This window comes from Rickettsia endosymbiont of Cardiosporidium cionae (genome assembly GCF_015476335.1).
Lineage (GTDB): Bacteria > Pseudomonadota > Alphaproteobacteria > Rickettsiales > Rickettsiaceae > JADHZC01.
The window spans coordinates 158,368-182,191 of the sequence record NZ_JADAQY010000001.1 but is presented as its reverse complement, the minus strand read 5'-3'; the positions used below and the strand labels follow the sequence as shown (position 1 = coordinate 182,191).

Below are 23,824 nucleotides of genomic sequence, written 5' to 3'. Positions count from 1 at the left end.
ATATTATAAAGATCATTCTATAACTGCACGTGTTTCAATTACTTCTACTGCTTCAATGATATCACCTATTGTAAAATCATGAGTATTTTTTAGAAATATACCGCATTCCATGCCAGATTTTACTTCTTTTACATCTTCTTTAAAATGTTTTAGTCCTATTATTGTATCTTCATGTAGTACTGTGTTGTTATGTAAAATTTTTATTTTAGAATTTAGCTTTATAACTCCGTCTATAATATAACTTCCTGCAATTTTACCAATTTTAGAAATTGTGAATACCTCTATAATTTTTGCTCTACCTAAGTATTTTTCACTTTTTATAGGATCTAGCATTTCGCTTATCACAGATTTCAACTCATCTATTAGCCTGTAGATGATAGGAGAATCAACAATTTTTATATTATACTGTGTTGCTTTCATTAGAGCTTCAGTATTAGTTTTAACGTTAAATCCTATTATTATAGCTTTTGATACAGATGCAAAAGTTATGTCTGATGAATTAATAGGGCCAACGTTTGCATATAGAATTTTTATTTCTATCCCTGGTGTGTTAATATTGTTAATGCAATATTTCATTGCATTTAATGAACCATTAACATCTACTTTTAGAATTATAGGTAATATTTTTACTTTCTTGTTAAATGCTGTTTGTATAAATAATTGATTTATATCAGAAGAGTTATCGATTTTGTGCACAGGAGGTGTAGTAATATTTTTTTGCTTTGATCTATATGCAATTATATCACGTGCTTGTTTTTCAGTTTTTACTACATTAAATTTATCTCCTGCATCTGGTAAAGTATTTAATCCAAAAACTTCACATACTAAAGAAGGAGTAACTGATTTTATTACAGTATTTTTATCGTTTTTTATATTCTTAATACGTCCATAGCTTTGGCCAGCTAATACTATATCTCCTTTTTTTAAAGTTCCTCTTTGTACTACTAATGTACTAGAGATACCAGTTTTTTCATCCATCCTGGATTCTATAACCACACCTGAAGCAATTGTACTTGGGTTAGCTTTTAATTCCTGTATTTCTGCTAACATTAAAATAGCTTCTTCCAGTTTATCTAGATTTATACGTTTTATTGCAGAAACAGGGATCATTAAAATATCTCCACCATAGTCTTCTGATATCACTTCATAATTCAATAATTCAGTTTTAATATGTTCAATATTGGCATTATCTTTATCAATTTTATTGATAGCTACAATTATTGGTACATTTGCAGATTTTGCATGATTTATAGCTTCAATAGTTTGAGGGCGTACTGTATCATCAGATGCTATTACTAAAACAACTATATCTGTAGCTAATGAGCCTTTTAATCTCATATCTGTAAATGCTTCATGGCCTGGAGTATCAATGAAAGTAATAACTTTATTATCAGCCAATTCTACAGTGTATGCCCCTATATGCTGAGTTATGCCACCGGATTCACTTGAGGCAACATTAGTAGATTTTAGTGCATCTAACAAAGAAGTTTTTCCGTGATCAACATGCCCCATGACTGTAACAATGGGGGCTCTTGGTATAAGATCGTTTTCATTATCCTTTTCTTCTATCAGAATATTTTCTATATCGGATGATAAAACTATTTTAGGTTTATGTTTAAATGTTAATACTATTAATTCTGCAGTCTCTGCATTTAATACGTAATTATTGTCTGCTGTGATTCCAAGTTTTAATAATTCTTTTATTAAATCTGCTGATAATTCTGACATTCTGTCAGCAAGATCACTAACAGTTATTTGTTCTGGTATTATAACTTCTCGATATATTTTAGATGGTTTATAATTAGGATTTACTTGATTTTTATTACGAAGTTTTGCTTTTCTTCTGATATATTTAGATATAGATTTGGGTTTTTCTACTAAATCTCCAGATTCTTCGTCAATCATATTAATGATATGAGACTTTTTTAATTTCTTAGTTTTAGTTTTAATTTTATCCTGAACTATTAATTCATCTGCTAAAGAATTACTATCCAATAATTTTTGAGATTTTGCTGTTTTACCACTAGCTTCTATAGGTGGTTCTGATATATCTTTATTGTGCTGTATTTTGTCATTTGAAGGTAAGTTTTGATTATCTATCTCCTTAGGGGTATCAATATCAGTTTTAGTTATACTATTACTATCTTCTGTAATTAATATAGATTTTTTTCCTAAAATTGTGGATTCATGCTTATTTAAATAATCTAGTTCTAATATATTTTTATCTTTATTGGAGGTTTCATCGCTGGATGTAATATTTTTTTTAGCTAGCTGTGCTCTATGCAGTGCTAAAACCCCTAGATCATTTTTTTCTGCTTCTATATCAGTTATTTTGTTTTTATTATAAAAATCTATATCTTTTGATTCCTGAACTTTTTTAGCAATCTTTATCACCATTTTATCTTTAGAATCTGAAGAAATCAGCCTAGAACTAAGCATATTCTTCTTATTTAAAGATAATTTATGGCTACCCAAAGTAAGTTTCTTTCGGTCTTCAGTAGAATTTTTATCCTTATCCATTAACACAACTAAACAATTATAAATATTATATTAGTATAAAAAATACACAGCACAGCTATTGTATCTCTTTGTTTAACTTTAATTAACTTGCTGTTTTGCACGGTTAATTAACTCTTTTATTTCATTATAATGCATCACTTTTTTTGGTATAATATCTCTGAATGCTTTCACAGTCATAGTACTAATATCCTCTATATTCTTAATACCGTATTCTGCGATTTTCAAAATATATTCTGGATCAATATCATGTAATGCATCTATTAATTCTTGTTCTACTCCTAATTTTTCTAATGTATCAAGTATCTGATTATGCTTTATTTCTAAGCAATTGGTAGCTTTTGATCTAATTTTATTTATCAATTCTTTATCAAATAATTCAGAAATCGATAGGAAGTCATCATCTGATGCCCATGCTATGTAATCAATTTTATTGTATCCTTGGGAGATTAAAAGCTGAGCTATAGTAGAATCTATTTTAAGTTCATTAACAAATAGATCAGTCAATGCCTTGAATTCCTCAGTGGATTTTTTCGATTCTGCTTCTTCAGTGATTACATCTATATCACAACCGGTTAATTTTGAAGCAAGCCTAACATTTTGTCCCTGGCGCCCTATTGCTATACTTAATTGATCGCTTGCTACTACTGTTTCAGCATATTTTTTGTCTTCATGAAATATGATTTTTGTTACCACAGCTGGTTTCATTGAATTTATGATATAACGAGCTAGATCGTTATCCCAAGTGACTATATCGATTTTTTCACCATTTAGTTCGTTAATAACAGATTTGATTCTTTTCCCTTTAATGCCTATACATGAGGATAATGGATCTATATGAGTATCTCTAGAAAATACAGATATTTTTGCCTTTGAGCCAGGATCTCGCGATATAGCTTTTATTTCAACAACGCCGTCATAAATTTCTGTAACTTCCATTTTAAGCAATTTTGCTAAGAATTCATTATCTGTCCTAGATAAGAATATTTGGAATCCACTAGATTCAAGACTAACATCATATAAATATGCCTTTATTTTATCATTAATTTTGTATTTTTCTCCAGGGATTTGTTGAGCTTTTTTTAATATTGCTTCTGCTCTTCCTAAGTCCACGATTATGTTTCCAAATTCTACTCTTTTAACAATACCGTTTACTATATCTCCTTTTCTATGCTTGAAATCTTCATATTGACGTATACGTTCTATCTCTTTAATTTTATCTGTTATTACATTTTTTGCAGCTTGTGCTGCTGTTCTGCCAAAATCAAAAAATGGTATTTCTTCAGTAAGAATATCTCCCAATTTAGAATTAGGATTTTTCATTAAAGATTCTTGAAGAGAAATTTGTTTGCATGTATCATTAATATTTTCTACTATCTCTAGTAAACGTACCAATTTAATCTCTCCTGTATTATGGTTGATATGAGCCTTAAGATTATATTCATTTCCATATTTTTTATAGGCTGCTGCCTCAATAGCCTGAGCTATAGATTCAATTAGTTGTACCTTGGGTATGCCCTTATCTCTTGATACACTCTCTACTGTACTTAATATTTCTATATTTCCGATATTACTCATTTTTATTTTATTATTTAAATCTATTAGTGATATTCAAAATAGCAATTTAAGATTCTTGTACCTTAGTTAGATAATATATTAATTCTGTATTTTTATTGTGGAATAATTTAAAAATATATTAAATTCAACACAAACGCTGGAATACAACATAACATCTTATCAAAATAAACCCCTAACCTTGCAAATGCAGAAGATAGTATAGTATTTCTATAGAAATAGAAATACTAAGGCTAAGACCAATTCAGCCAATAACCAAAGAGCGATATGTTCATACATATACCAATTAATATATAACACAAATATTAAATAAAACAACAATATTCAGTATTGATAAAAATCTATTTAATCTTAAGTTGTTAATATTATTGAAGCTATTAATCAATGTATATTGAATGAAACCCAAAATCCTGCAAATAACAATATTAATACGGAACATAATATAAAGATATTAAATATTTTGCTTTGAGACATGGATGGCAATTCTTTATCTGTATTTAAAAAATAAACGTTTGACAATAGTTTTAGATAAAAATATACAGAAATTATATTAGCAATAATAGCAAAAATTATAATGGTAATTTCTCCTTCTGCAAGCGCACTATAAAATATGTAATATTTTACAAAAAAACCGGATAATGGCGGGATACCTACTATTGAAAATATTATTATTAGTATAGATAATGATATAACTTTTTTTTGTTTAAAGATATTGTTTAAATCATCAAAAGTTGCTTCCTCAATATTTTTACCTAGTACCGAGATTAAGCAAATGAATAAAGCAGTAGTACTGATTATATATATTATTATATAATTTAATGCAAATTTTTGAGCTATAGCAGAATTTAAAGAGATAGCCATTAATATATATCCTATATTTAGGATTGTACTATAGGCTATTACCCTTTTTATAGATCTTTGTTGTATTGCGCCTAATGAACCTATCAGCATAGAAAAAATAGATGATAATTTAATAAATCCCATAACTATGTCTGCAATGTGAGAAGTTATTAGCAAATTTATAAAATTAATTAATACAATCAGTAACCCAAGTTTGGTAATAGATGAAAAATATATTACAGAAATTATTGGTGATGCTTCATATACATCTGGTGTCCAAAAATGAAAAGGAGCCGCAGAAAACTTAAATAAAATTGATATTAAAACCAATGTTATACCAAAAACTAGCCCTATATTGATAGATTTACTACTATTTAAGCAAAGATATATCTCGTCATATTTTATACTACTACTGAACCCAAATATAAATGATATACCAAATAGCATTATACAGCTCATAAAAGACCCTAATACAAAATATTTCAAGCCAGCCTCAACGGATTTTAATTTTTTAATGTTAGAAGAAGCTAATACATATCCAGATAAGGCCTGTAATTCAATACCACAAAATAATAGCAATAGGTTATAGGCAGAAATACTAATAATCACTCCTAAGCTTGAAAGCAGCAATAACGTAACATACTCTATTTTTATGTTATCTCCAGAAATTTTCGTGAATTCTGAATATGAAATTATCGTAATTAAAAGCAGAAATAATATTATAGATTTTATTGTTAAAATATTAGAAGTAACTAAAAATGAGCCTTCAAAAATTACTCCATAACTGCATTTATAAAAAAAACATATATAAACTACTATCAGTGCTAGTAGTTGAATACTAATGCTTAATATAGCTCTAGAATATTTTGGATAAAATAGTGAAGTGATTTGTACAGATAGCGCAAATATTAATAACAATATTTCCGGTAATATACACAAAAATTGTTCATATATCATGAAATTACACAATTTAAAATTAAAGTGATCAACATTAATTAAAGTATTTCATTCATGTTTAATAATATTATCACTGAATTTTTGATAAATTTTAAAATTATATTAGGACAAATACCAATTAACAAAATTAGTATAGTTAAGGATATAAGTGCAAACTGTTCATTCCGATATAAATCAGGAAATTGATGTTGATTATCAGTAGCCAGCATTAATTTTCTATATAAGTTTAACATATATATAGCAGTTAGTATTATACCTATAGCGGATACTATAGCTGCTATGTTGTTTTCTTCATACATTCCTAAAATAATTAAAAATTCTCCTATAAAACCGCTTAAACCAGGTAACCCTATAGATGCTAGTGTTACAACCATAAATAAAGTGGCCAATACAGGCATGCTATTAGCTACTCCTCCATATGCAGTGATTTTCTTGCTGCCACCCCTTACATATAAAATACCTATTATTAGAAATAATGATGCAGATATTATAGTATGACTAATCATTTGAAATATTGCCCCTGTAATGGCTCTTTCATTAAAACTAAATATACCTCCTGTTACATATCCCATATGTACTATTGAAGAATAAGCAATCATCTTTTTCATATCACTCTGATGAATAGCAATTAGTGCAGCATATACAATAGTAAAGGCACTAATCCATAATAAAACATTGCCTAAACCTAGTGATACCTTAAAAAATATGGGTAATAATATTCTTATCATTGCATAGCCCCCTATTTTCAATAAGATACCTGCCAACATTATGGAGCCTTCTGTTGGAGCCTCTACATGAGCATCTGATAGCCATGTGTGTAATGGAAAAATAGGGATCTTTATAGCAAAAGATAAAAACATCGCAGACCATAAAACACTTTGTAGATGTATTGAAAGATTAGGTGCTAGAATGTATAATTCAGGAATATTCAGGCTGTTAGTTTTAATGTAGAGGCATATTATACTGAATAGTAAAAATATAGATCCAAAAAAGCTATATATAAAAAATTTTTTTGCAGCATATACTCGGTTTTCTCCTCCCCAGATTCCTATAATAAGATACATAGGAATAAGGAGAATTTCAAAGAAAATATAAAATAATAATAAATTTAAAGATACAAAAGTTCCTATACAAAAGGATTCTAAAACTAAAAAGCATAAAAGAAATTCTTTTATATACTGCCTGGAAACAAATAAGCTGAATACTACTGATATTAAAGTTAATAAAGCTGTTAAAAAAACAAAAAATATTGATAGCCCATCTATCCCTATATAAAAATCTAGTCCTATAGAGTTAATCCATGTATATTTCTCAACAAATTGATAAGTGGTTTCTTTAAAGTCAAATTTAATCAATAAATATATGGTGGTTATTAATGTAAGGATATTACTAAGTATCGTTACGTAAATAGCGTATGTTTCTCTATTGCGAGATTTACTCTGTGATATGAATACCCCAATATAAGCAGCACTAACAATAGGTATTAGAATTGTTATAGATAGAATTGGTAAATCTGTCATGTTGTAACCAATAGCTAAAAATCGATTATTGCTAAATATTTTAATATTAATAAAGATATAAATAGCAAAATTGAAAACACAATATAAAAAACATAATGAAATATATAACCTGTTTGAATTCTTGAAACCAGTTTACTAAAGTAACAAGTCAAGCATTGTATGCCTCCTGGTCCAAATCTATCTATTAATTCTTTATCAATTTTATGCATTAATTTACTCACAATGTAAACAGTTTTAATAATCAATATCTGATATAATTCATCAAAGAACATTTTATTTTCTATTATATATGATAAAACGCGAAATCTTTTAGCTAGGGTAATGTTGAGATTGTTCTTATATAATAAAATTCCTATAATCATGCCTACTATACCAGAAATTAAAGGTAGTGATTTGATTATAATATCTATTTCATCAAATTTAAGATGATGATCATTTTTAATAAAGATAGAGTTTAAAAAATATCCTGATTGTTTATCTATCCCTAAAAAGTAAAATGACATCATACCAAATAATGATGATCCCAGTAATAACATAATCAATGGTAAATTCATAATTTTTGGTACTTCTGATATATCATTGAATTTTTGTGGATCCATTTTAGTTTTACCGTGGAATACTAAAATTATAATCTTCATAGAATAAATGGCAGTAAATATTGCTGCAATGATACCTATAATAAATGATATTTTTGCAAAATTATTATTTGCTACAAAACTATGTTCTAAAATCATATCTTTTGAATAAAAACCAGACATGGGGAATATACCCATAATGGATAATGAAGCAATGACAAAATTTGTATAAGTAATATTCATACTAGATCTTAGCCCCCCCATTTTAAGAACATCTTGTTCATGACAGGCATGTATAACATTGCCAGCAGATAAAAATAGTAATGCTTTAAAAAAACCATGTGAAACTAGATGAAAAATTGCAGCACGATATGCAGATGCTCCACAAGCAAGAAACATATATCCTAGTTGACTACATGTGGAATATGCTATTATTTTTTTAATATCATTTTGAAATATCGCAACTAAAGCGCCAAATATACACGTAATAGAACCGACTATACTAGTAATGTATAGTACAAATTCTGAATATTCAAATAAGTAAGAGGATTTAACAATTAAAAACACTCCGGCAGTTACCATGGTAGCAGCATGGATTAAGGCAGATACAGGTGTTGGGCCTGCCATAGCATCAGGTAGCCACACATGCATAAATATTTGTGCAGATTTTCCCATACATGCAATTAGGAGTAATAAACATATTACATCTAATAGGTAAAATTTATAGGATAAAAAATATATATAAGATCCTTGCATTTCAGTTACATTATTAAATATATACTGAAAGTCTAATGATCTAAAATAAATGTAAATTATTATTAATGCTATTATAAAAGCAAAATCAGCAATTCTATTGACTATAAATGCTTTAATAGATGCTTTATTAGAAGATTTTTTATAAAAATCATATCCTATCAATAGATAAGAGCATAAACCTACTGACTCCCAACCTAAAAATAATTGTAAAAAATTATCAGCGCATACCAAAAATAACATAAAAAATGTAAAAAGTGATAAAAAAGACAAGAATTTGCCTAAATATTTATCATTTTTCATATACCCGATTGAATATATATGTACAACAAATGATACAGAATTGATTAGTAAAAACATAATTGCAGTTAACTCATCTATATATATAGCCCAATTTATTGATAACTCCCCTACGAAAAACCATTTAGCAATTACCAAATGGGTGATTTTTTTGTATATCCCATTCTCAATAAATAATATAATACTCCCTAAGGCAGGGATAGCAACTCCTAAAGCTGATATCGTGTATATATAAGCTCTTTGTAATTTTCTATATAAGAATCCGTTTATAATCGCTGATAGCAATGGTGAAAACAATATAAACAACGGTAAAGTCATAGAGAATTATTTATACTATATTTAATTAACATTATCCATGAAGTTCATCAATATCTCTCAAATCTATAGAATGACGATTACGGAAATATACTACAATAATAGCAAGACCAACTGATATTTCTGCAGCAGCCAAAGCCAATACCGCCATTGCAACTATTTGCCCAACAATATTGCCTAAATATATGGAAAAGGAAACAAAATTTATATTTATAGCTAACAACATTAATTCTATCGATACTAAAACAGATATTAAATTTTTTCTGTTAAAGAACAATCCTGATATGCCTATTACAAATATGATAGCTGCAATTATTAAATAATGATAAAGAGTAATTTCTTGTTTAATCATATTTAATATCATCGATTCCTCTAGATTGTTTAGGGTTAATATATTGTATAGAACTTTCTTTTGTCCTTGACAATTGATTCTTTACATTTTGTACTCTGGATGATTTAGAGATATATGTTAAATATATAACAGAAATCATTGCAACTAAAAGTATTATACCAATAGTTTGAAATTCTAAAAGAAAATTTGTGTATAAAAATTTAGCGATATTGAATATATTGCTATGATTTGTATCAATACTGAATATTGAATCTTGTTTAATAGTAATTGATTGGTAGCCTAGTTTGAGTATTAGCAGTAAATCTATAAATAAAAACAGCAAAACAACTAGGGATATCATATAATCACTATCAAAAACATTGTTTTTAATTTTAGTGAATTTTATATCCATCATCATTACAACAAATAAAAACAATATAGCTATAGCTCCAACATAAACAATTATTAATATCAATGCTATAAACTCAGCCCCTATTAATATTAGTAATACCGCAGCATTACAGAAAGTAAATATTAGCCAAAATATAGAATATACAGAATTATCGCTTATTACTACCATAATACTGCTACTTATAACTAAAAATGCAAAAATATAAAAAAATATTATAGGTAAAATTGAATAGTCCATAGAGTTATTATTAATAGTTAAATTTTATTCTTTGTTCTATATCTTTTTCCCATATATCCCCATTTTTTAGGAGTTTTTCTTTATCATAAATTAGCTCTTTATGAGTTTCCTTTGTAAATTCAAAATTAGGACCTTCAACTATTGCATCAACAGGGCAGGCTTCCTGACATAAACCACAGTATATGCATTTAGTCATATCTATATCATATCTAGTGGTACGACGAATCCCATCTGGGGATGTGCCAGACTCAATTATAATTGCTTGAGCCGGGCAAATTGCTTCACATAATTTACATGCTATACATCTTTCTTCTCCATTAGGGTAGCGCCTAAGTGCGTGTTCTCCTTTAAATCTATGGCTAACCTTAGTTTTTTCACGCGGATAATCAATCGTAACTTTCTTTTTAAATAAATATCTTAAAGTCAGCCATAGCCCAGTCAATATATCTATAAGAAAAAAAGATTTTAAATATTTTATCAAAATACACCTACATATTTAATTTATAGGATTATTTTGCATAATAACCCTGTATTTATTTTATACACCAACAGTGATGACTAATCAATTTGGTAAATTATCAGTAAAAAATAACAAAGATGCTATTAATATCATCCAAAATAATGAGAATGGTAAAAAGCTCTTCCACCCTATTCTCATTAGCTGATCATATCTATATCTAGGTAGCGATGCCCTAATCCATAAAAATATAAACAATAGAAATGAAATTTTTAATATTAGCCAAAATGGTCCAGGAATAAAATATAAACACTCTATCCCGAATGGCGGCAAGTAGCCCCCCATAAATAATATAGATGTTATAGCACTAGCCAATAGCATATTAGCATATTCTCCTAAAAAGAATAAAGCAAATGTCATTGAAGAATATTCTACATTATAGCCAGCTACTAATTCAGCTTCAGCTTCTGGTAGATCAAAAGGTAATCTATTAGTCTCAGCTAACATAGATATATAAAACACTACACCCAACGGCATCATTAATAAGTCTATCCACATGGGTCTATTCTTTTGTACCTCTACAATTTCTGAAATATTCAACGTGCCAGCTGTGAGTAAAACTGAAACCAGTATCAGACCTATTGATAGCTCATAAGATATCATTTGAGCGGAAGATCTAATAGCACCCAAAAATGCATATTTAGAATTACTAGCCCATCCAGCAATAATTATACCATACACTCCCAGTGAGGATACTGCAAATATATATAATATACCTACATTAATATTTGATAGTACAAAGTTGTCACTAAATGGTATAACAGCCCAACCTATAATACTTAGAACAAATGTAATGATAGGAGCTAATATAAATAATATTTTATCAGATTTATTAGGTATTATAGTTTCTTTAGTAAATAATTTTATAGCGTCAGCTATAGGTTGTAATAATCCAAAAGGCCCAACTACATTTGGTCCTTTTCTTAATTGCATCAGACCTATAATTCTACGTTCTGCATATGTAAGGTAGGCTACTACTAATAAAAGAGGTATGATTATTAAAAAAATCTTACCCAATATTAAAATTAATGGAACTGCATAATCTTGTACTATCAATTTCAACATATTTTTAGATATTTTAATTTGCTAATTCGAATTTACAGCTCTTGAAGATTTAGACATCGTCATAGACAATTTGCTAATAACGTTAGTCATATAATAATTCAAATCAATTTTTTTGATATCCTCATTTATTAAAATATCTTCAGATTTAAATAATTGAAATTTTGAATCAATAACTTCATCCATGCGATCAAATAACATATTATCTTTTTTTATCTCTTCTCTTATTTTTTGTAAATTATTATCCATATGAAAATTTGGATTTATTTTTGTTATTAGAGAATTTAGAATATACCAGTTTGGCAATGCATTTCTAGGAGGCAATACAGCGGTATAGCTAAATTGTGCTCTTCCCTCTATATTGACAAATATTCCATCTTCTTCTGTATAAGCTGCAGATGGTAATATTACATCAGCATGAGAGGCCCCTTTATCTCCATGATGTCCTTGATAAACAACTAGCGTACTATCAGATAGTTTACTTAAATCTATTTCATCTGCTGCTAATAAATATAATATTTTTATTTCTCCATTGTTAGCTTTTTCTATTATTTTTTTACTACCATTACCTAAATCACCATAGTGAAATCCTATATCTAGAGCTCCGACTGTAGATGCGTGATTGTTTAATATATTGAACCCGTTCCAATTATCACATACAATATTAAATGATTCAATTATTTCATGGATAATGGATAAGATAGCAAATCCATCATCTCTTACTAATACTGCATCACCAACAATAATCATGACATTTTTCGCGCTTTCTATCTGTTTAGTAAAATTATGTTTCTTCAATAAAATTTCATGCAAAATAGTAACTTTATTTCCTAATTCTATTATAGGGTATGTTTGATTATCTTTTTCACCAATCCTAGCAACCTTTAATTTATTATTTCTTACCATTTTACCTATACGTGCGTTCAATACAGGAGCGATATGTCTTGGATTTGCGCCTATTAATATGCATAAATCAGCCTTTTCGATATTAACAATTTTTGTATTGAATAGATAATTTGTTCTATTAGTAGAGTCTAATTTATACCCAAATTGGTTAGCATCATACATAGAGCTATTGAGTAATTTGAGCAATTTTTTAAGTAGATACATTGCTTCTACAGAAACTGTAGTACCAGCTATTGCTGCAATTTCGTTAGTTTTTAGATTGAGCATCTTATTTGTAAGAAATTTATAGAGCTCTGGCCAGCTCACTGCAGATAATTTACCTTGTTGTTTTATATATGGAGTATCTAATCTTTGAATTTTTAATCCATCGTAAGAAAATCTTGCTTTATCTGATATCCAATCTTCATTTATATCATCATTTTTTTTAGGTAAAATACGCATTACTTCATTACCTATTGAATCAATTCTGATATTTGAACCTAAGGCATCCATAACATCAATTGATTCAGTTTTTTTTAATTCCCAACTTCTTGCTTTATAAGCATAAGGTTTTGATGTTAAAGCACCTACCGGACAAAGATCTATTACATTGCCAGATAATTCTGATGTCAAAGATTTTTCTAAATAATTAACTATTTCAGCATGTTCCCCACGATTTATCATACCTATTTCATCTATACCAGCTATTTCTCTGAAAAATCTTACACACCTTGTACAATGTATACATCTAGTCATATTTGTACTGATTAGTGGGCCAAGATCTTTTTCTTGAACGGATCTTTTATTTTCGTAGAATTGACTAACTCTTTTTCCATATTTAAATGCTTGATCTTGTAAATCACATTCGCCACCTTGATCACATATTGGGCAATCTAGAGGATGATTAATTAATAAAAATTCCATTATAGATTCGCGTGCCTTTTGTACTCTTGCAGTGTTAGTATATATTTCTGTACCTGGCATCACTCGAGTGGCACAAGAAGGAAGTAATTTAGGAGAATTACTCACCTCTACTAAACACATTCTGCAATTGCCTGCTATGTTAAGTTTAGGATAAAAACAAAAATGTGGTATTTCTATCCCTAGTTTAATACATAACTGCATAATAGTAAGATTTTCATCTACAGATAATTCTTTAGAATCAATTTTTAGTTTAATCATTGATTGTCTTGAAATTAAATTTTTATATAATGTATTTTAAATGAATATTATTTCACTATATATTTTGATTACATATTTAGTCAAAAATTGTTCTATGTTTAATAGGCAAAAATTAGCTACAAACAAAATAAAGAAAATATTAGATAACCAATATTATTATAGCTAATCAAATAAATAGCAATTTATATCACAGTCTCTGCATTTTCTACATTGATCAAATTATTTAATTGTACTAATATGCACAGCTAATGTAAATTAAATTACATAATTCTTAATTAAATAAATTAAAATGAAAGTTAGATATTAAATATCTTGCAGCTTTTGTATGTTGATTATACAATGCTTTAGTTGCAAATTTTGTATGGTAAGAGATTTATATCACTACCAACTTGAATATCAGTTTATTACTTAGAAATAAATTAAATTAGTCTATTATGTTGATGAGAAATTTTTTACTTTGGTGTATTGGTTTATTTTTCGTTATATCTTGTAAAAGTAATGTGAAAGATAAATTGACTGTTATGGACCAATTTTATATCGAAGATGATGCTATCTTAAAAATTAGTGATATCCAGTCCGATCTACCAATTTTTAAAACATCTAATAAAATTAAATTATCAAGTAATAAAATTGTATCCACCCCTATAATTGCAAAGTCTGTTATCTACGTGTTGGATAATAAAAATTATATTATGGCTTATTCTGCAAAGGATAAGCATAAAATATGGCAATATAAAATTTCAGGTAATTATATAGATCCCTTCTGTATTAGAGGTGAGTTAACTTATAATAATGGAAAATTATATGTTAATAATGGATCAAGATATATGATAATCATTGACGCAAAAACTGGTGATGAAATAATTAGAATTGAATTTCCGGATATTATTTTTCATAAAATTATTGTTTTAGATAAAGACTCAGTGTTAGTACAGACGGTAAATAATCAAATTTTAGTATATGATTTGTTGAATATGAAAGAAAAATGGTCGTACAGAGATTCTTATATTACAAATTTATTTACCAAAAATATAGTAGCACCAGTCGTGAAAAATGGATATATCATGGCTAGTACAACTTCTGGTAAAATATTATATTTAGATCAGAATAATGGCGAAGTAAAATGGATTTATCATATAAATAAATTACTTGATGATAATGCAATATTTGATTATATACCTAAAGTATTAGTGGTTGAGCCTATTTTATACGGGGGTTATGCTTATTTAGCCACTAGTACTCATCATGTATTAAAGATTGATTTGATTACTGGTAAAGCTATATGGGAAAAAAAAATATCTGCAATCAGTGCAATGTGTTTATGTGAAAATACTATATTTTTATTGTTAGATAATGAGAAAAAACTGCTAGCCTTGAATTCTGATACTGGTAAAATTACTTGGATAGGTAAATTAACTACAAAAAATGATGATGCTCAATTATTGAAGCCTTTTATTGGGAAAGATGTTAATGGTGATATTTCAGTAAATATTTTATCTTCATCAGGAAAGTTGTATAAATTTTTCTATGATAAAAATCATGGATTAAAAACTGTTCCACACGTGAGTATCATTCCTAAAAAGATCAATAGGTATATTAAGTCTTGTTGTAGTTCAGAATTTTATCTGTTTACAGACCAGGATTTGTTATTTCAGTAGTAATAAAGTTTGTGAATAACAATTATTAAATTTTATAAAGTATTTTGTAGAACATTATGTTTACTATACTTAGCTTATTATGTTAAACTTGTGGGGGTGTGATTAATAGTAACTAAATTTGGCGCCAGCTTCTTGTTGATTGGTAATTTATATCTTTCTTCTGCTTTGTATTATGGTGCTTCTGATGTTATTATGGATTTTGATTATTTTATAACTAAATTATTTGTGGGGTGTTATGTTTCAAAAATTTCTTTTATTTATCGTGTTTATTGTTTTAGCTTCTTGCAAAAATGGTAATATTGAAGATAAAAATAATACTGGTTTAGAAAGTTATTCTTATGATATTAATTCAGATAGTAATAAAGAATATGTTGAAGAGAAATCTCGTCTTGGTGATTTTGCACTGGAAGTAGAAGATAGGGTGTTTTTTACTTTTGACAGTTCTGATATAAGTCAAGATGCGCAAAAGATATTATTATCACAGATAAAGTGGATATTAGAAAATAACGTTAACAATATCTCTATAGCTGGGCACTGCGATGAAAGAGGAACTAGAGAATATAATATAGCGTTAGGTGAAAAAAGAGCAGAAGCTGTTAAAGTATTTTTAATTAATAATGGATTAAGTAATATAACAATTAATACTGTTTCTTATGGAAAAGAAAGACCTGCAGTTATAGGGAATGATGAAGCATCATGGATGTATAATCGTAGAGCTGTAACTAGTATAGTAAGAGATTGTAATTAAGATTTTTGATTATTTACTTAGAGAATTAGCTGGTATAGCCTGATACAGGCAGCTGATGGATTATACGTGGCCTTGGCCTGTGTTACGTTCTGTGTAGTTTAGCTCTAATTGATTTTTTCTATTTTCTTCATCTTTTCTGTTATACAGAGTTTGTTTTTTTATCTTAGATCATGAAACATGTGTATTAGGAATTACTCTCTATTAATTTCTAATACATGCTAAATTGGCTTATTTATACAAGATCTTGTTTATATATCATTTTAGTAAATTTTTTATTCTAAATATTTAAAAATTAATTATAAATAATTCTAATCAAGGATATAATTTTACTTATAGTAAAGTAAAAACTCACTTGTTTGATGTCGAAAATTAGTTTAAAGAATATAGAATCTGGGGAGTATTTTAGTAACATATACAAATATTATATCAACCGATATCTTGTGATTAAACAACACAAAGCGTTTTTAGTAGTGGTTGCTTTGATATTGTTTATCTTCAATTTATCTATTGTGATTAGTATTGGTATGATGCCTAAGTTAACAACGCAAAAAAGATACGCAGTAAATATAGATAGTCATTATAATGCGAAAAACGCTACAATTCATAAGATTAATGCTAGTAGTCAGGATATTATAACTAAAATTACAGAATTTATAATAAAAAATTATGTAATCACTAGAGAAAGTTACGATTATACACAGTTAAATCAACAGTTGTTATTAATCAAAAACAGCTCTTCAAAAAAAGTATTTGAAGATTTTTATAACTATATTAGCAGTTCTAATCCTAATTCTTCTCCTCGTATAAGATATAAATCACTGAATAAAAAAATTGAAGTCTTATCTATATCTCATCAAGATGAACATAATGCTGTAGTTATTTTTAATTCCAAGGTAATAGATGATTCTAACCAAATGATTGAATATTTCACTTGGCAAGCTGTAATAAACTATAGCATCGATAAAATAACATTAAATCAGTATCCTGCGGTTAAGGATATAAAAAATAATATCAGTTTTGTAGTAAATAAATATTTAGTAAAATTAATAAAAGTTAATAATAATGAGTAATATTTACAATATTATATTATTTTTAATATTTTGTTTTTCTGTAGTTAATACAGCTGCTGTACAAGAATCTAGACCTACCACTAATGATAATAGAATTAGGGTACTGGTATATCACCCTAATGATGTATTTAAATTTGTTGGATATTACAATTATCAAGCAAATATAGAATTATCTAAAGAGGAATCTATAGTTAATATATCTATGGGGGATACTACAGCTTGGCAAATTGTACCAAGTGGTAATTTGATATTTATTAAGCCTATAGAAAGAGATGCCACTACCAATATGACTCTGATTACCAATAAACGTACATATTATTTTGAGTTATATGCTGAAGATGCAATAGGGATTAGGGATCCTAATATGGTATTTAGTGTAAAATTTCTATATCCAGGTACCGAGAATGACAATATTCAGAATTTTCATCATCACGAAAATATAATCAAAAAATCTGATAATCCTGAAAATTTAAATTTTCTTTATTTTATTAGTGGCGATAGAGAAATAGCTCCTATAAAAATATTTGATGATGGAGAGTTTACTTATTTACAATTTCGTAAATTAAATAATAATATTCCTGCTATTTTTTCTGTAGATGAAAATTTGAGAGAATCTATGGTGAATTTTAAAACAGATCCAGAAAATGATTGTCTTATTATCATAGAACAAATATATAAAAAAATTAGTCTGAGATCTGGAGATAAAATACTTTGTATTTTTAATGAATCAGATAAATATTTAATGCAAAATTAATCATACTTTGTGAGTATGCTTAATATATTATATGTAATTTGTATAAAAATAGATCAAAATTAATATTTGATTTCACTTCATCATGAACAAACAAGAATTTGCTAGTCGATATATTAACAGAAGATTTTATAATATTTCTGCAATAGAAAAGAATGATTCGAGCAATAAATCTAATTTTTCTAAAATTATTAAATTTCTATTAAAGGAAAAAAAACCTAAATGGCCGAATATTATTAATACAAAAACACCAATTTTAAAGAAACTTGATGAGTTGACTCCAGTTATTACTTTTATAAATCATTCGACTTTTCTAATAGAAATAGATAATGAAAAAATTTTAATTGATCCTGTATTTTCAAACATTGTAGGACCAAAAAATTTATTAGGTGTTAAGCGCAAAAGGCCTCCTGGGTTATCAATATACGAATTGCCAAAAATAGATTTAATATTAATTACTCATAATCATTATGACCATCTTGATATTAAATCACTGCGGATAATAACTAGAAAATTTGCACCAAAAATTATAGTACCACTCGGTAATAAAAATTGGCTGAATAAGTTGAATTTTAATGATATTATAGAAATGGATTGGGGGCAATGTATAAAAATTTATGGTCTGAAGATATATTTCTTACCAGCTCAGCACCATTCAGGCAGAGGTGTTTTAGATCATAACAAAACTCTTTGGGGAAGTTTCATGATATGTCATAAAACTATTAATCTGTTTCACGCAGGAGATACAGGATATGCAGAGCATTTTAAATCCATAGGTAAAATATTTGATATAGATCTAGCATTGTTACCAATAGGAGATTATAAACCATTTTGGTTCGAATATATGCATATGAACCCCTATGATGCTGTTAGAGCGCATTTAGATCTAAAATCTAAGCAATCTTTTGCAATGCATCATGATACATTTCCTTTAAGTTCTGTAAATTATCTCGAACCAGAAATAGACTTGGCAAAAGCTCTAATTAAATATAATATCAAAAATAATGCCTTTAATATTTTAAAAACTGGTGAAAGTTATAGATATAAAATATCCTAATTAAAATTTAATAGCTTTGAGACTAATAGATCATCTATTAGTTTATTCAGTCTGTACAGATTATTAATAAGTGTGACATTTATAGTAAGTATAATATTTAAATAATATAAATTTACCTCTATAGTTAATAAATAATACAATATTTATTAAATTGATCTTGAATTTACTAATAGTTAAGGTTATAATTCAGAGACAATTTGTCGTAAAGACATAGTAATACGTAGAGCAGCTAAAGTGTTTTGCATTTTGGTATGATCTCGTATATAGTTCGGTTGTTAAGTTTGTAAAAATTAATTTTATTTTGTTATTATATGATAGATTACACAAAAACACTTACTCAGGATAAAAAGGCCTATGATTTAGGCTTGAGGCATTATATGCTGAAGATATATAACTATATGGCTGGGGCGTTAGTTCTAACAGCTGTAGTGGCCTTTTTGTCAGTTAATGTTGAACCCTTGAGATCAATGTTGTATGTTGTTAGCTCTAGCGGTGATATAGTAGGTAGAACTGTATTTGGTAGTATGTTTTTTATAGTACCACTAATAATAGCTATCTTTTTCGGTAGCAGTATTAGCTCTATGTCTTCAAGAGCTGCCTATATTTTATTTTTGGTATATGCAGGTTCTATTGGTATCTTTTGTTCCAATCTGATATTGATTTATGATAGTTATTCTATTGTGAAAACTTTTTTCATCGCTGCTTCAGTGTTTGGGGCTACAAGTATATATGGTTACTCTACAAATAGAGATTTGACAAATGTTGGATCATTTTTTATTATGGGTTTAATAGGAATTATAGTAGTTTCTATTATAAATTTTTTCGCGAAAAGCAGCGCGCTAGATTTTGCAGTTTCTCTTATTGGAGTTGCTGTTTTTATAGGGCTTACAGCATGGGATACACAAAAGTTAAAGTCTATGTATTATAGTCATTACTCTAGTAATTCTTCTGGCGTGTTATCCGGTAATTTGCATATACTTGGAGCATTGACTTTGTATTTAGATTTTATTAATCTTTTTCTACATTTGTTACGTTTTATTGGTAACAGAAGGTAAAGTAAGGAAAAGCTAGGTATGTATTAGTAGCAACCAAATATAGGGTAGAATATTATTATTATATTGGTTGTAATGGATTACTTGCATATCTTCTTTTCTACGTGGTTTGTATGATTTATCTCTTCTCTCTCCCCTTTTTACTGGGATTATGAATACGAAATGCTGCTGGAAGATTTTTTTTTATGATTAGACCTTTTTCGTTACCTTAGTTTAGTATTTTTTTGTTATTGTGCGAGCAGCTGCATTTTTTTTCTTTTTATTATTTGTTAAGTTAGCTTATTTAAGCAGTATAGCGTTATATTGCTAGAGTTTAGTTATTGTTTTTTTTCCATAGGATGCGCAGATTTATACGTGGATTTCAGATGGTGAGTATTTATCTTTGTGTAGCGCTGAGTGCTGGATAGTGTTTTATGACCTAATAATTCTTGAATTGATCGCAGATCTGCTCCGTTTTCAAGTAAATGTGTTGCAAAGCTATGTCTGAAACTGTGAGCTGTAAGATGTTCTGGTAGAGCTAAACTCCTTCTTAGTTTGATTAGTATCAAGTTTATTACTGATGCTTGTACTACCCTCCCCTTTTTACCTCTGAATAATGGTTCATCATTACTGATCTTGTAAGGTAAATGCTCAAGATATTGAAAGATACAATCTTTGACTGATTGTATCAATGGTACGATTCTTTCTTTATTCCCCTTACCAATTATTTTAATAAATTCACCATTACATAAATGGTTGGCTGTTAATGATAATGCTTCAGATATTCTGAGGCCTGATGAATAAAGTAATAATAAAATTGACTTATTTCTAAGATTTATCCATTTAGTATCTTTGTGGATGCTTTCAATACTGTTGATAGTTTTGTATATTTCATTAACATCTAAAGCTCTTGGAATAGACTTTTTTACTTTAGGATTTTTTAGTATAAAAATTGACTCACAATTGATATCAGTGTTTTTATTTAAATATTTATAAAAATTTTTTAAAGCTGAAACTGCTCTAGCATTTGAATTATGGCTATAGTCTGATCTTATTCTATCAGATAGCCAACTTCTCAGTAATCTAATATCTACATCAGATATTGATACATCATTAATTGCAGTATTTGTATATCGATTTAAAAAATTTATATATTGATTTAGATCATTTTGATAAGATACAATTGTATTGTAAGAGAAGTTTTTATTCAATTTTAAATATTTTGACCAATTGCTCAATAATACATCCAAATGCATAATTATTAGTTGATTCAATTACTTTAATGAATATTAGTAAAATAGCACTAAAAGCATTTCACTGTTAATCAATTATAACATTGATTTTTGTAATTATTTAAAAAAATGTTAATATTTTATAATATTCTGTTATGTTTGGTTAAAGATATTGATATTACTAATGATTATAATAAAAATATAAGAAAAAGATTGTAAACAAAATTATTGTATTTGTTTTATCAATTTAAATAAAAATATTTTAAATTTTTTATTAAATTAAGAAGATATGAAATTAAAAGCAAAACATTTAGTTATGCTAGATATAGGTAGCAGCAAAATTGCTGCTATTTCTGCGTATATAAATAAAAATGATACTTATAAAGTGACTAGCAATATACTGCATGCATCTAAGGGGTTCAGGTTGGGTAGGATTATTAATATGGAATTTGCAGAATCCAGTATTATAAAAATAATATATTCTTTAGAAAAGGAATCTAATAGAAATATTAAAGAAGTAACCATCTCATTATCATCTGCATTAACTAAGTCATATTATGTATCGCATAATATGAAATTAGGTAGCTCAGCAATGACAAAACAAGATATAAAAAAACTTATTAATAAGGCATTAAATAAATTTCAACTTCAAGGAAAGGAAATAATACATTATTTTCCATTAGAATTTATATTAGATAATAATTTAATTGAATCACCCATAGGTATGTATGGAAAAGAAATATCTTGTAAATTACATTTAGTAGTTGCTGACTCGACAATATTAATGAATTTTATCCAGTGTTTTGCTAAATGTCATATTGAAATAAACAAATTTATTGTTTCTAGCTATGCGTCTGCCCTTTCTTGCCTTGATGATGAGGAAAAAAAATTGGGAGCAATTCTGATAGATATAGGGAGTCATGTTACTTGCTTATCAGTATTTTTCAATAATAATGCTGTATATTTTAATCACGTACCTATAGGAGGTTGGCACATTACTGAAGATATAGCTAGACAATTTGCAATTAATATTAATGCAGCAGAAAAAATTAAAATATTATATGGGCAATCCATAGTCAATAACTTGTATAAAGACCACGTAATTAGGCTTGATGATTTTGATAATAATAATGCATATACCAGTAACATATCAATTACTTCAACTGATTTGGCAAAAGTTATACATAATAAAATGCACAGCATTCTACAGAAAATACAAACACAATACAACCAAATTGATATTGATAATTTGATTGCCCGTAAAATAGTATTGACTGGTGGAGGAGCATGTTTACAAAAAGTAAAAAATCTTGTCGCAGATGTATTTAATAAACAAGTAAGAATCGCTTCTCCTAATTTGGCTGATATAGATAATCAAGAATTAAATTTTAATCCACAAGTATATTCTTGTATAATGGGAATGTTAAAATATTATCGTAATCAATATAATAAAAACTATATTGATTATACTAACAATAGTGATAACATGTTCAAGTCTGTATATTGCTGGATAAAAGAAAATATTTAAAATTATTGCGCTCGATGAATCTCTGGTTTAAAAAAAAATTACATGTGATATTTTTGCACTAAGCCATTTATAGCTATATAATTTGATTAGATATTTTTAGATTGTAAAAAATTATTCATTGTTATAGCATTACTTTTAATATGCCTTATATATAGTTTATGTACCTGGTTATATTTAGTTAATTCAAATAATATTTAATTCTACATATGTTTATCCAAACAGAAGACACTCCAAATTTAAATGCAATGAAATTTATACCTGGTATTATTGTTAGTCAGGATGAAACAGTATTTTTTCGTAATATTGAGGAAACACAAAATAGAAGTTTATTAGCATTTAAGTTATTTAAAATTGAATACGTCGTATCAGTATTTTTTGGATATGATTTTATTACTGTTACTAAGTCTGAAAAAATACTATGGGATATTTTAAAGCCAGAAATATTGATGGTCATTATGGATCATATATTAGCAGAATTACCTATAATAGAGCAAGTATCAGAGGCTCAATTAGTGAATTATTCTGAATTAGATTTGTCTGATATAGAAAAAAAAATAGTCGAAATAATTAATAATAGAATTAGACCTGCAGTAGCAATGGATGGGGGAGATATAATATACCATAACTTTGTAGAAGGTGTAGTCTATTTAGAACTACATGGTGCTTGCTCTGGATGTCCTAGTTCTGAGATTACTTTAAAAAATGGTATAGAGTCCATGTTAAAGCATTTTATCCCTGAAATTAAATCAGTGAAAGCTGTAAATAGTTAAT

General features: G+C 27.6%; 19 protein-coding genes. 8 read left to right on the top strand and 11 right to left on the bottom strand.

From position 1 onward, the window contains the following. Positions 1 to 12: 12 nt before the first annotated feature. The 10 genes from infB to nuoG all read right to left on the bottom strand — a co-directional run bounded on the left by infB (position 13) and on the right by nuoG (position 13,978). Positions 13 to 2,520 (bottom strand): translation initiation factor IF-2, encoded by a 2,508-nt coding sequence (infB, locus tag IHI24_RS00720; protein WP_194966156.1) that lies wholly within the window; start codon positions 2,518 to 2,520, stop codon positions 13 to 15. Positions 2,521 to 2,598: 78 nt separating this feature from the next. After that, positions 2,599 to 4,095, bottom strand: a complete 1,497-nt coding sequence (nusA, locus tag IHI24_RS00715; RefSeq protein WP_194966155.1) for a transcription termination factor NusA — start codon at positions 4,093 to 4,095, stop codon at positions 2,599 to 2,601. A gap of 378 nt (positions 4,096 to 4,473) precedes the next feature. Continuing rightward, positions 4,474 to 5,889 carry an NADH-quinone oxidoreductase subunit N gene (locus tag IHI24_RS00710; RefSeq protein ID WP_194966154.1) on the bottom strand — a complete coding sequence of 472 codons (1,416 nt, stop codon included), beginning with the start codon at positions 5,887 to 5,889 and terminating at the stop codon, positions 4,474 to 4,476. Between the two features lie 38 nt (positions 5,890 to 5,927). After that, on the bottom strand, positions 5,928 to 7,409 hold the full coding sequence (locus tag IHI24_RS00705) for a complex I subunit 4 family protein (protein ID WP_194966153.1): 1,482 nt from the start codon (positions 7,407 to 7,409) through the stop codon (positions 5,928 to 5,930). 14 nt (positions 7,410 to 7,423) lie between these two features. Next, the gene (gene nuoL, locus IHI24_RS00700) at positions 7,424 to 9,355 is read right to left on the bottom strand and encodes an NADH-quinone oxidoreductase subunit L (protein ID WP_194966152.1); all 1,932 of its coding nucleotides are present in this window, start codon (positions 9,353 to 9,355) and stop codon (positions 7,424 to 7,426) included. 31 nt (positions 9,356 to 9,386) lie between these two features. Further along, on the bottom strand, positions 9,387 to 9,716 hold the full coding sequence (gene nuoK / locus IHI24_RS00695; protein WP_228777133.1) for an NADH-quinone oxidoreductase subunit NuoK: 330 nt from the start codon (positions 9,714 to 9,716) through the stop codon (positions 9,387 to 9,389). After that, positions 9,697 to 10,263: an NADH-quinone oxidoreductase subunit J gene (locus IHI24_RS00690; RefSeq protein WP_228777132.1), complete on the bottom strand. Its 567-nt coding sequence runs from the start codon at positions 10,261 to 10,263 to the stop codon at positions 9,697 to 9,699. Before IHI24_RS00690 ends, nuoK begins: the two co-directional genes overlap by 20 nt. A gap of 79 nt (positions 10,264 to 10,342) precedes the next feature. Continuing rightward, a complete protein-coding gene (nuoI, locus tag IHI24_RS00685) occupies positions 10,343 to 10,813 on the bottom strand; it encodes an NADH-quinone oxidoreductase subunit NuoI (RefSeq protein WP_194966150.1) in 471 nt (156 codons plus the stop codon). An 81-nt stretch (positions 10,814 to 10,894) separates the two neighbouring features. After that, the gene (gene nuoH / locus IHI24_RS00680; RefSeq protein ID WP_194966149.1) at positions 10,895 to 11,914 is read right to left on the bottom strand and encodes an NADH-quinone oxidoreductase subunit NuoH; all 1,020 of its coding nucleotides are present in this window, start codon (positions 11,912 to 11,914) and stop codon (positions 10,895 to 10,897) included. A gap of 21 nt (positions 11,915 to 11,935) precedes the next feature. Beyond that, positions 11,936 to 13,978: an NADH-quinone oxidoreductase subunit NuoG gene (gene nuoG / locus IHI24_RS00675; RefSeq protein ID WP_194966148.1), complete on the bottom strand. Its 2,043-nt coding sequence runs from the start codon at positions 13,976 to 13,978 to the stop codon at positions 11,936 to 11,938. 440 nt (positions 13,979 to 14,418) lie between these two features. On the opposite strand from nuoG, the gene IHI24_RS00670 reads away from it, so the two are divergent. From IHI24_RS00670 to IHI24_RS00645, 6 genes are all read left to right on the top strand, one after another. Further along, positions 14,419 to 15,636, top strand: coding sequence for an outer membrane protein assembly factor BamB family protein (locus IHI24_RS00670; RefSeq protein ID WP_194966147.1), 1,218 nt, complete (start codon positions 14,419 to 14,421; stop codon positions 15,634 to 15,636). A gap of 235 nt (positions 15,637 to 15,871) precedes the next feature. Further along, positions 15,872 to 16,384, top strand: a complete 513-nt coding sequence (gene pal, locus IHI24_RS00665) for a peptidoglycan-associated lipoprotein Pal (protein WP_194966146.1) — start codon at positions 15,872 to 15,874, stop codon at positions 16,382 to 16,384. A gap of 359 nt (positions 16,385 to 16,743) precedes the next feature. Continuing rightward, complete coding sequence (locus tag IHI24_RS00660; RefSeq protein WP_194966145.1) at positions 16,744 to 17,454, top strand: VirB8 family type IV secretion system protein; 711 nt, start codon at positions 16,744 to 16,746, stop codon at positions 17,452 to 17,454. 1 nt (position 17,455) lies between these two features. Further along, entirely contained in the window at positions 17,456 to 18,208 is a 753-nt protein-coding gene (virB9, locus tag IHI24_RS00655) for a P-type conjugative transfer protein VirB9 (RefSeq protein WP_407690719.1), read from the top strand. Positions 18,209 to 18,290: 82 nt separating this feature from the next. Then, positions 18,291 to 19,262: an MBL fold metallo-hydrolase gene (locus tag IHI24_RS00650; RefSeq protein ID WP_194966143.1), complete on the top strand. Its 972-nt coding sequence runs from the start codon at positions 18,291 to 18,293 to the stop codon at positions 19,260 to 19,262. Positions 19,263 to 19,573: 311 nt separating this feature from the next. Further along, complete coding sequence (locus tag IHI24_RS00645; RefSeq protein WP_194966142.1) at positions 19,574 to 20,317, top strand: Bax inhibitor-1/YccA family protein; 744 nt, start codon at positions 19,574 to 19,576, stop codon at positions 20,315 to 20,317. Between the two features lie 314 nt (positions 20,318 to 20,631). Here the strand turns inward: IHI24_RS00645 and IHI24_RS00640 are convergent, their stop codons facing one another. Further along, the gene (locus tag IHI24_RS00640; protein WP_194966141.1) at positions 20,632 to 21,549 is read right to left on the bottom strand and encodes a tyrosine recombinase XerC; all 918 of its coding nucleotides are present in this window, start codon (positions 21,547 to 21,549) and stop codon (positions 20,632 to 20,634) included. Between the two features lie 265 nt (positions 21,550 to 21,814). On the opposite strand from IHI24_RS00640, the gene ftsA reads away from it, so the two are divergent. Next, the gene (gene ftsA, locus IHI24_RS00635) at positions 21,815 to 23,053 is read left to right on the top strand and encodes a cell division protein FtsA (protein WP_194966140.1); all 1,239 of its coding nucleotides are present in this window, start codon (positions 21,815 to 21,817) and stop codon (positions 23,051 to 23,053) included. Positions 23,054 to 23,259: 206 nt separating this feature from the next. Then, positions 23,260 to 23,823, top strand: coding sequence for a NifU family protein (locus tag IHI24_RS00630; RefSeq protein ID WP_194966139.1), 564 nt, complete (start codon positions 23,260 to 23,262; stop codon positions 23,821 to 23,823). Position 23,824: the final 1 nt, after the last annotated feature.

Coding starts and splice junctions, on each gene's coding strand:
- infB (WP_194966156.1), bottom strand. CDS start 2,520: ATGGATAAGGATAAAAATTCTACTGAAGACCGAAAGAAACTTACTTTG.
- nusA (WP_194966155.1), bottom strand. CDS start 4,095: ATGAGTAATATCGGAAATATAGAAATATTAAGTACAGTAGAGAGTGTA.
- IHI24_RS00710 (WP_194966154.1), bottom strand. CDS start 5,889: ATGATATATGAACAATTTTTGTGTATATTACCGGAAATATTGTTATTA.
- IHI24_RS00705 (WP_194966153.1), bottom strand. CDS start 7,409: ATGACAGATTTACCAATTCTATCTATAACAATTCTAATACCTATTGTT.
- nuoL (WP_194966152.1), bottom strand. CDS start 9,355: ATGACTTTACCGTTGTTTATATTGTTTTCACCATTGCTATCAGCGATT.
- nuoK (WP_228777133.1), bottom strand. CDS start 9,716: ATGATATTAAATATGATTAAACAAGAAATTACTCTTTATCATTATTTA.
- IHI24_RS00690 (WP_228777132.1), bottom strand. CDS start 10,263: ATGGTAGTAATAAGCGATAATTCTGTATATTCTATATTTTGGCTAATA.
- nuoH (WP_194966149.1), bottom strand. CDS start 11,914: ATGTTGAAATTGATAGTACAAGATTATGCAGTTCCATTAATTTTAATA.
- nuoG (WP_194966148.1), bottom strand. CDS start 13,978: ATGATTAAACTAAAAATTGATTCTAAAGAATTATCTGTAGATGAAAAT.
- IHI24_RS00670 (WP_194966147.1), top strand. CDS start 14,419: ATGAGAAATTTTTTACTTTGGTGTATTGGTTTATTTTTCGTTATATCT.
- pal (WP_194966146.1), top strand. CDS start 15,872: ATGTTTCAAAAATTTCTTTTATTTATCGTGTTTATTGTTTTAGCTTCT.
- IHI24_RS00660 (WP_194966145.1), top strand. CDS start 16,744: ATGTCGAAAATTAGTTTAAAGAATATAGAATCTGGGGAGTATTTTAGT.
- IHI24_RS00650 (WP_194966143.1), top strand. CDS start 18,291: ATGAACAAACAAGAATTTGCTAGTCGATATATTAACAGAAGATTTTAT.
- IHI24_RS00645 (WP_194966142.1), top strand. CDS start 19,574: ATGATAGATTACACAAAAACACTTACTCAGGATAAAAAGGCCTATGAT.
- IHI24_RS00640 (WP_194966141.1), bottom strand. CDS start 21,549: ATGCATTTGGATGTATTATTGAGCAATTGGTCAAAATATTTAAAATTG.
- ftsA (WP_194966140.1), top strand. CDS start 21,815: ATGAAATTAAAAGCAAAACATTTAGTTATGCTAGATATAGGTAGCAGC.
- IHI24_RS00630 (WP_194966139.1), top strand. CDS start 23,260: ATGTTTATCCAAACAGAAGACACTCCAAATTTAAATGCAATGAAATTT.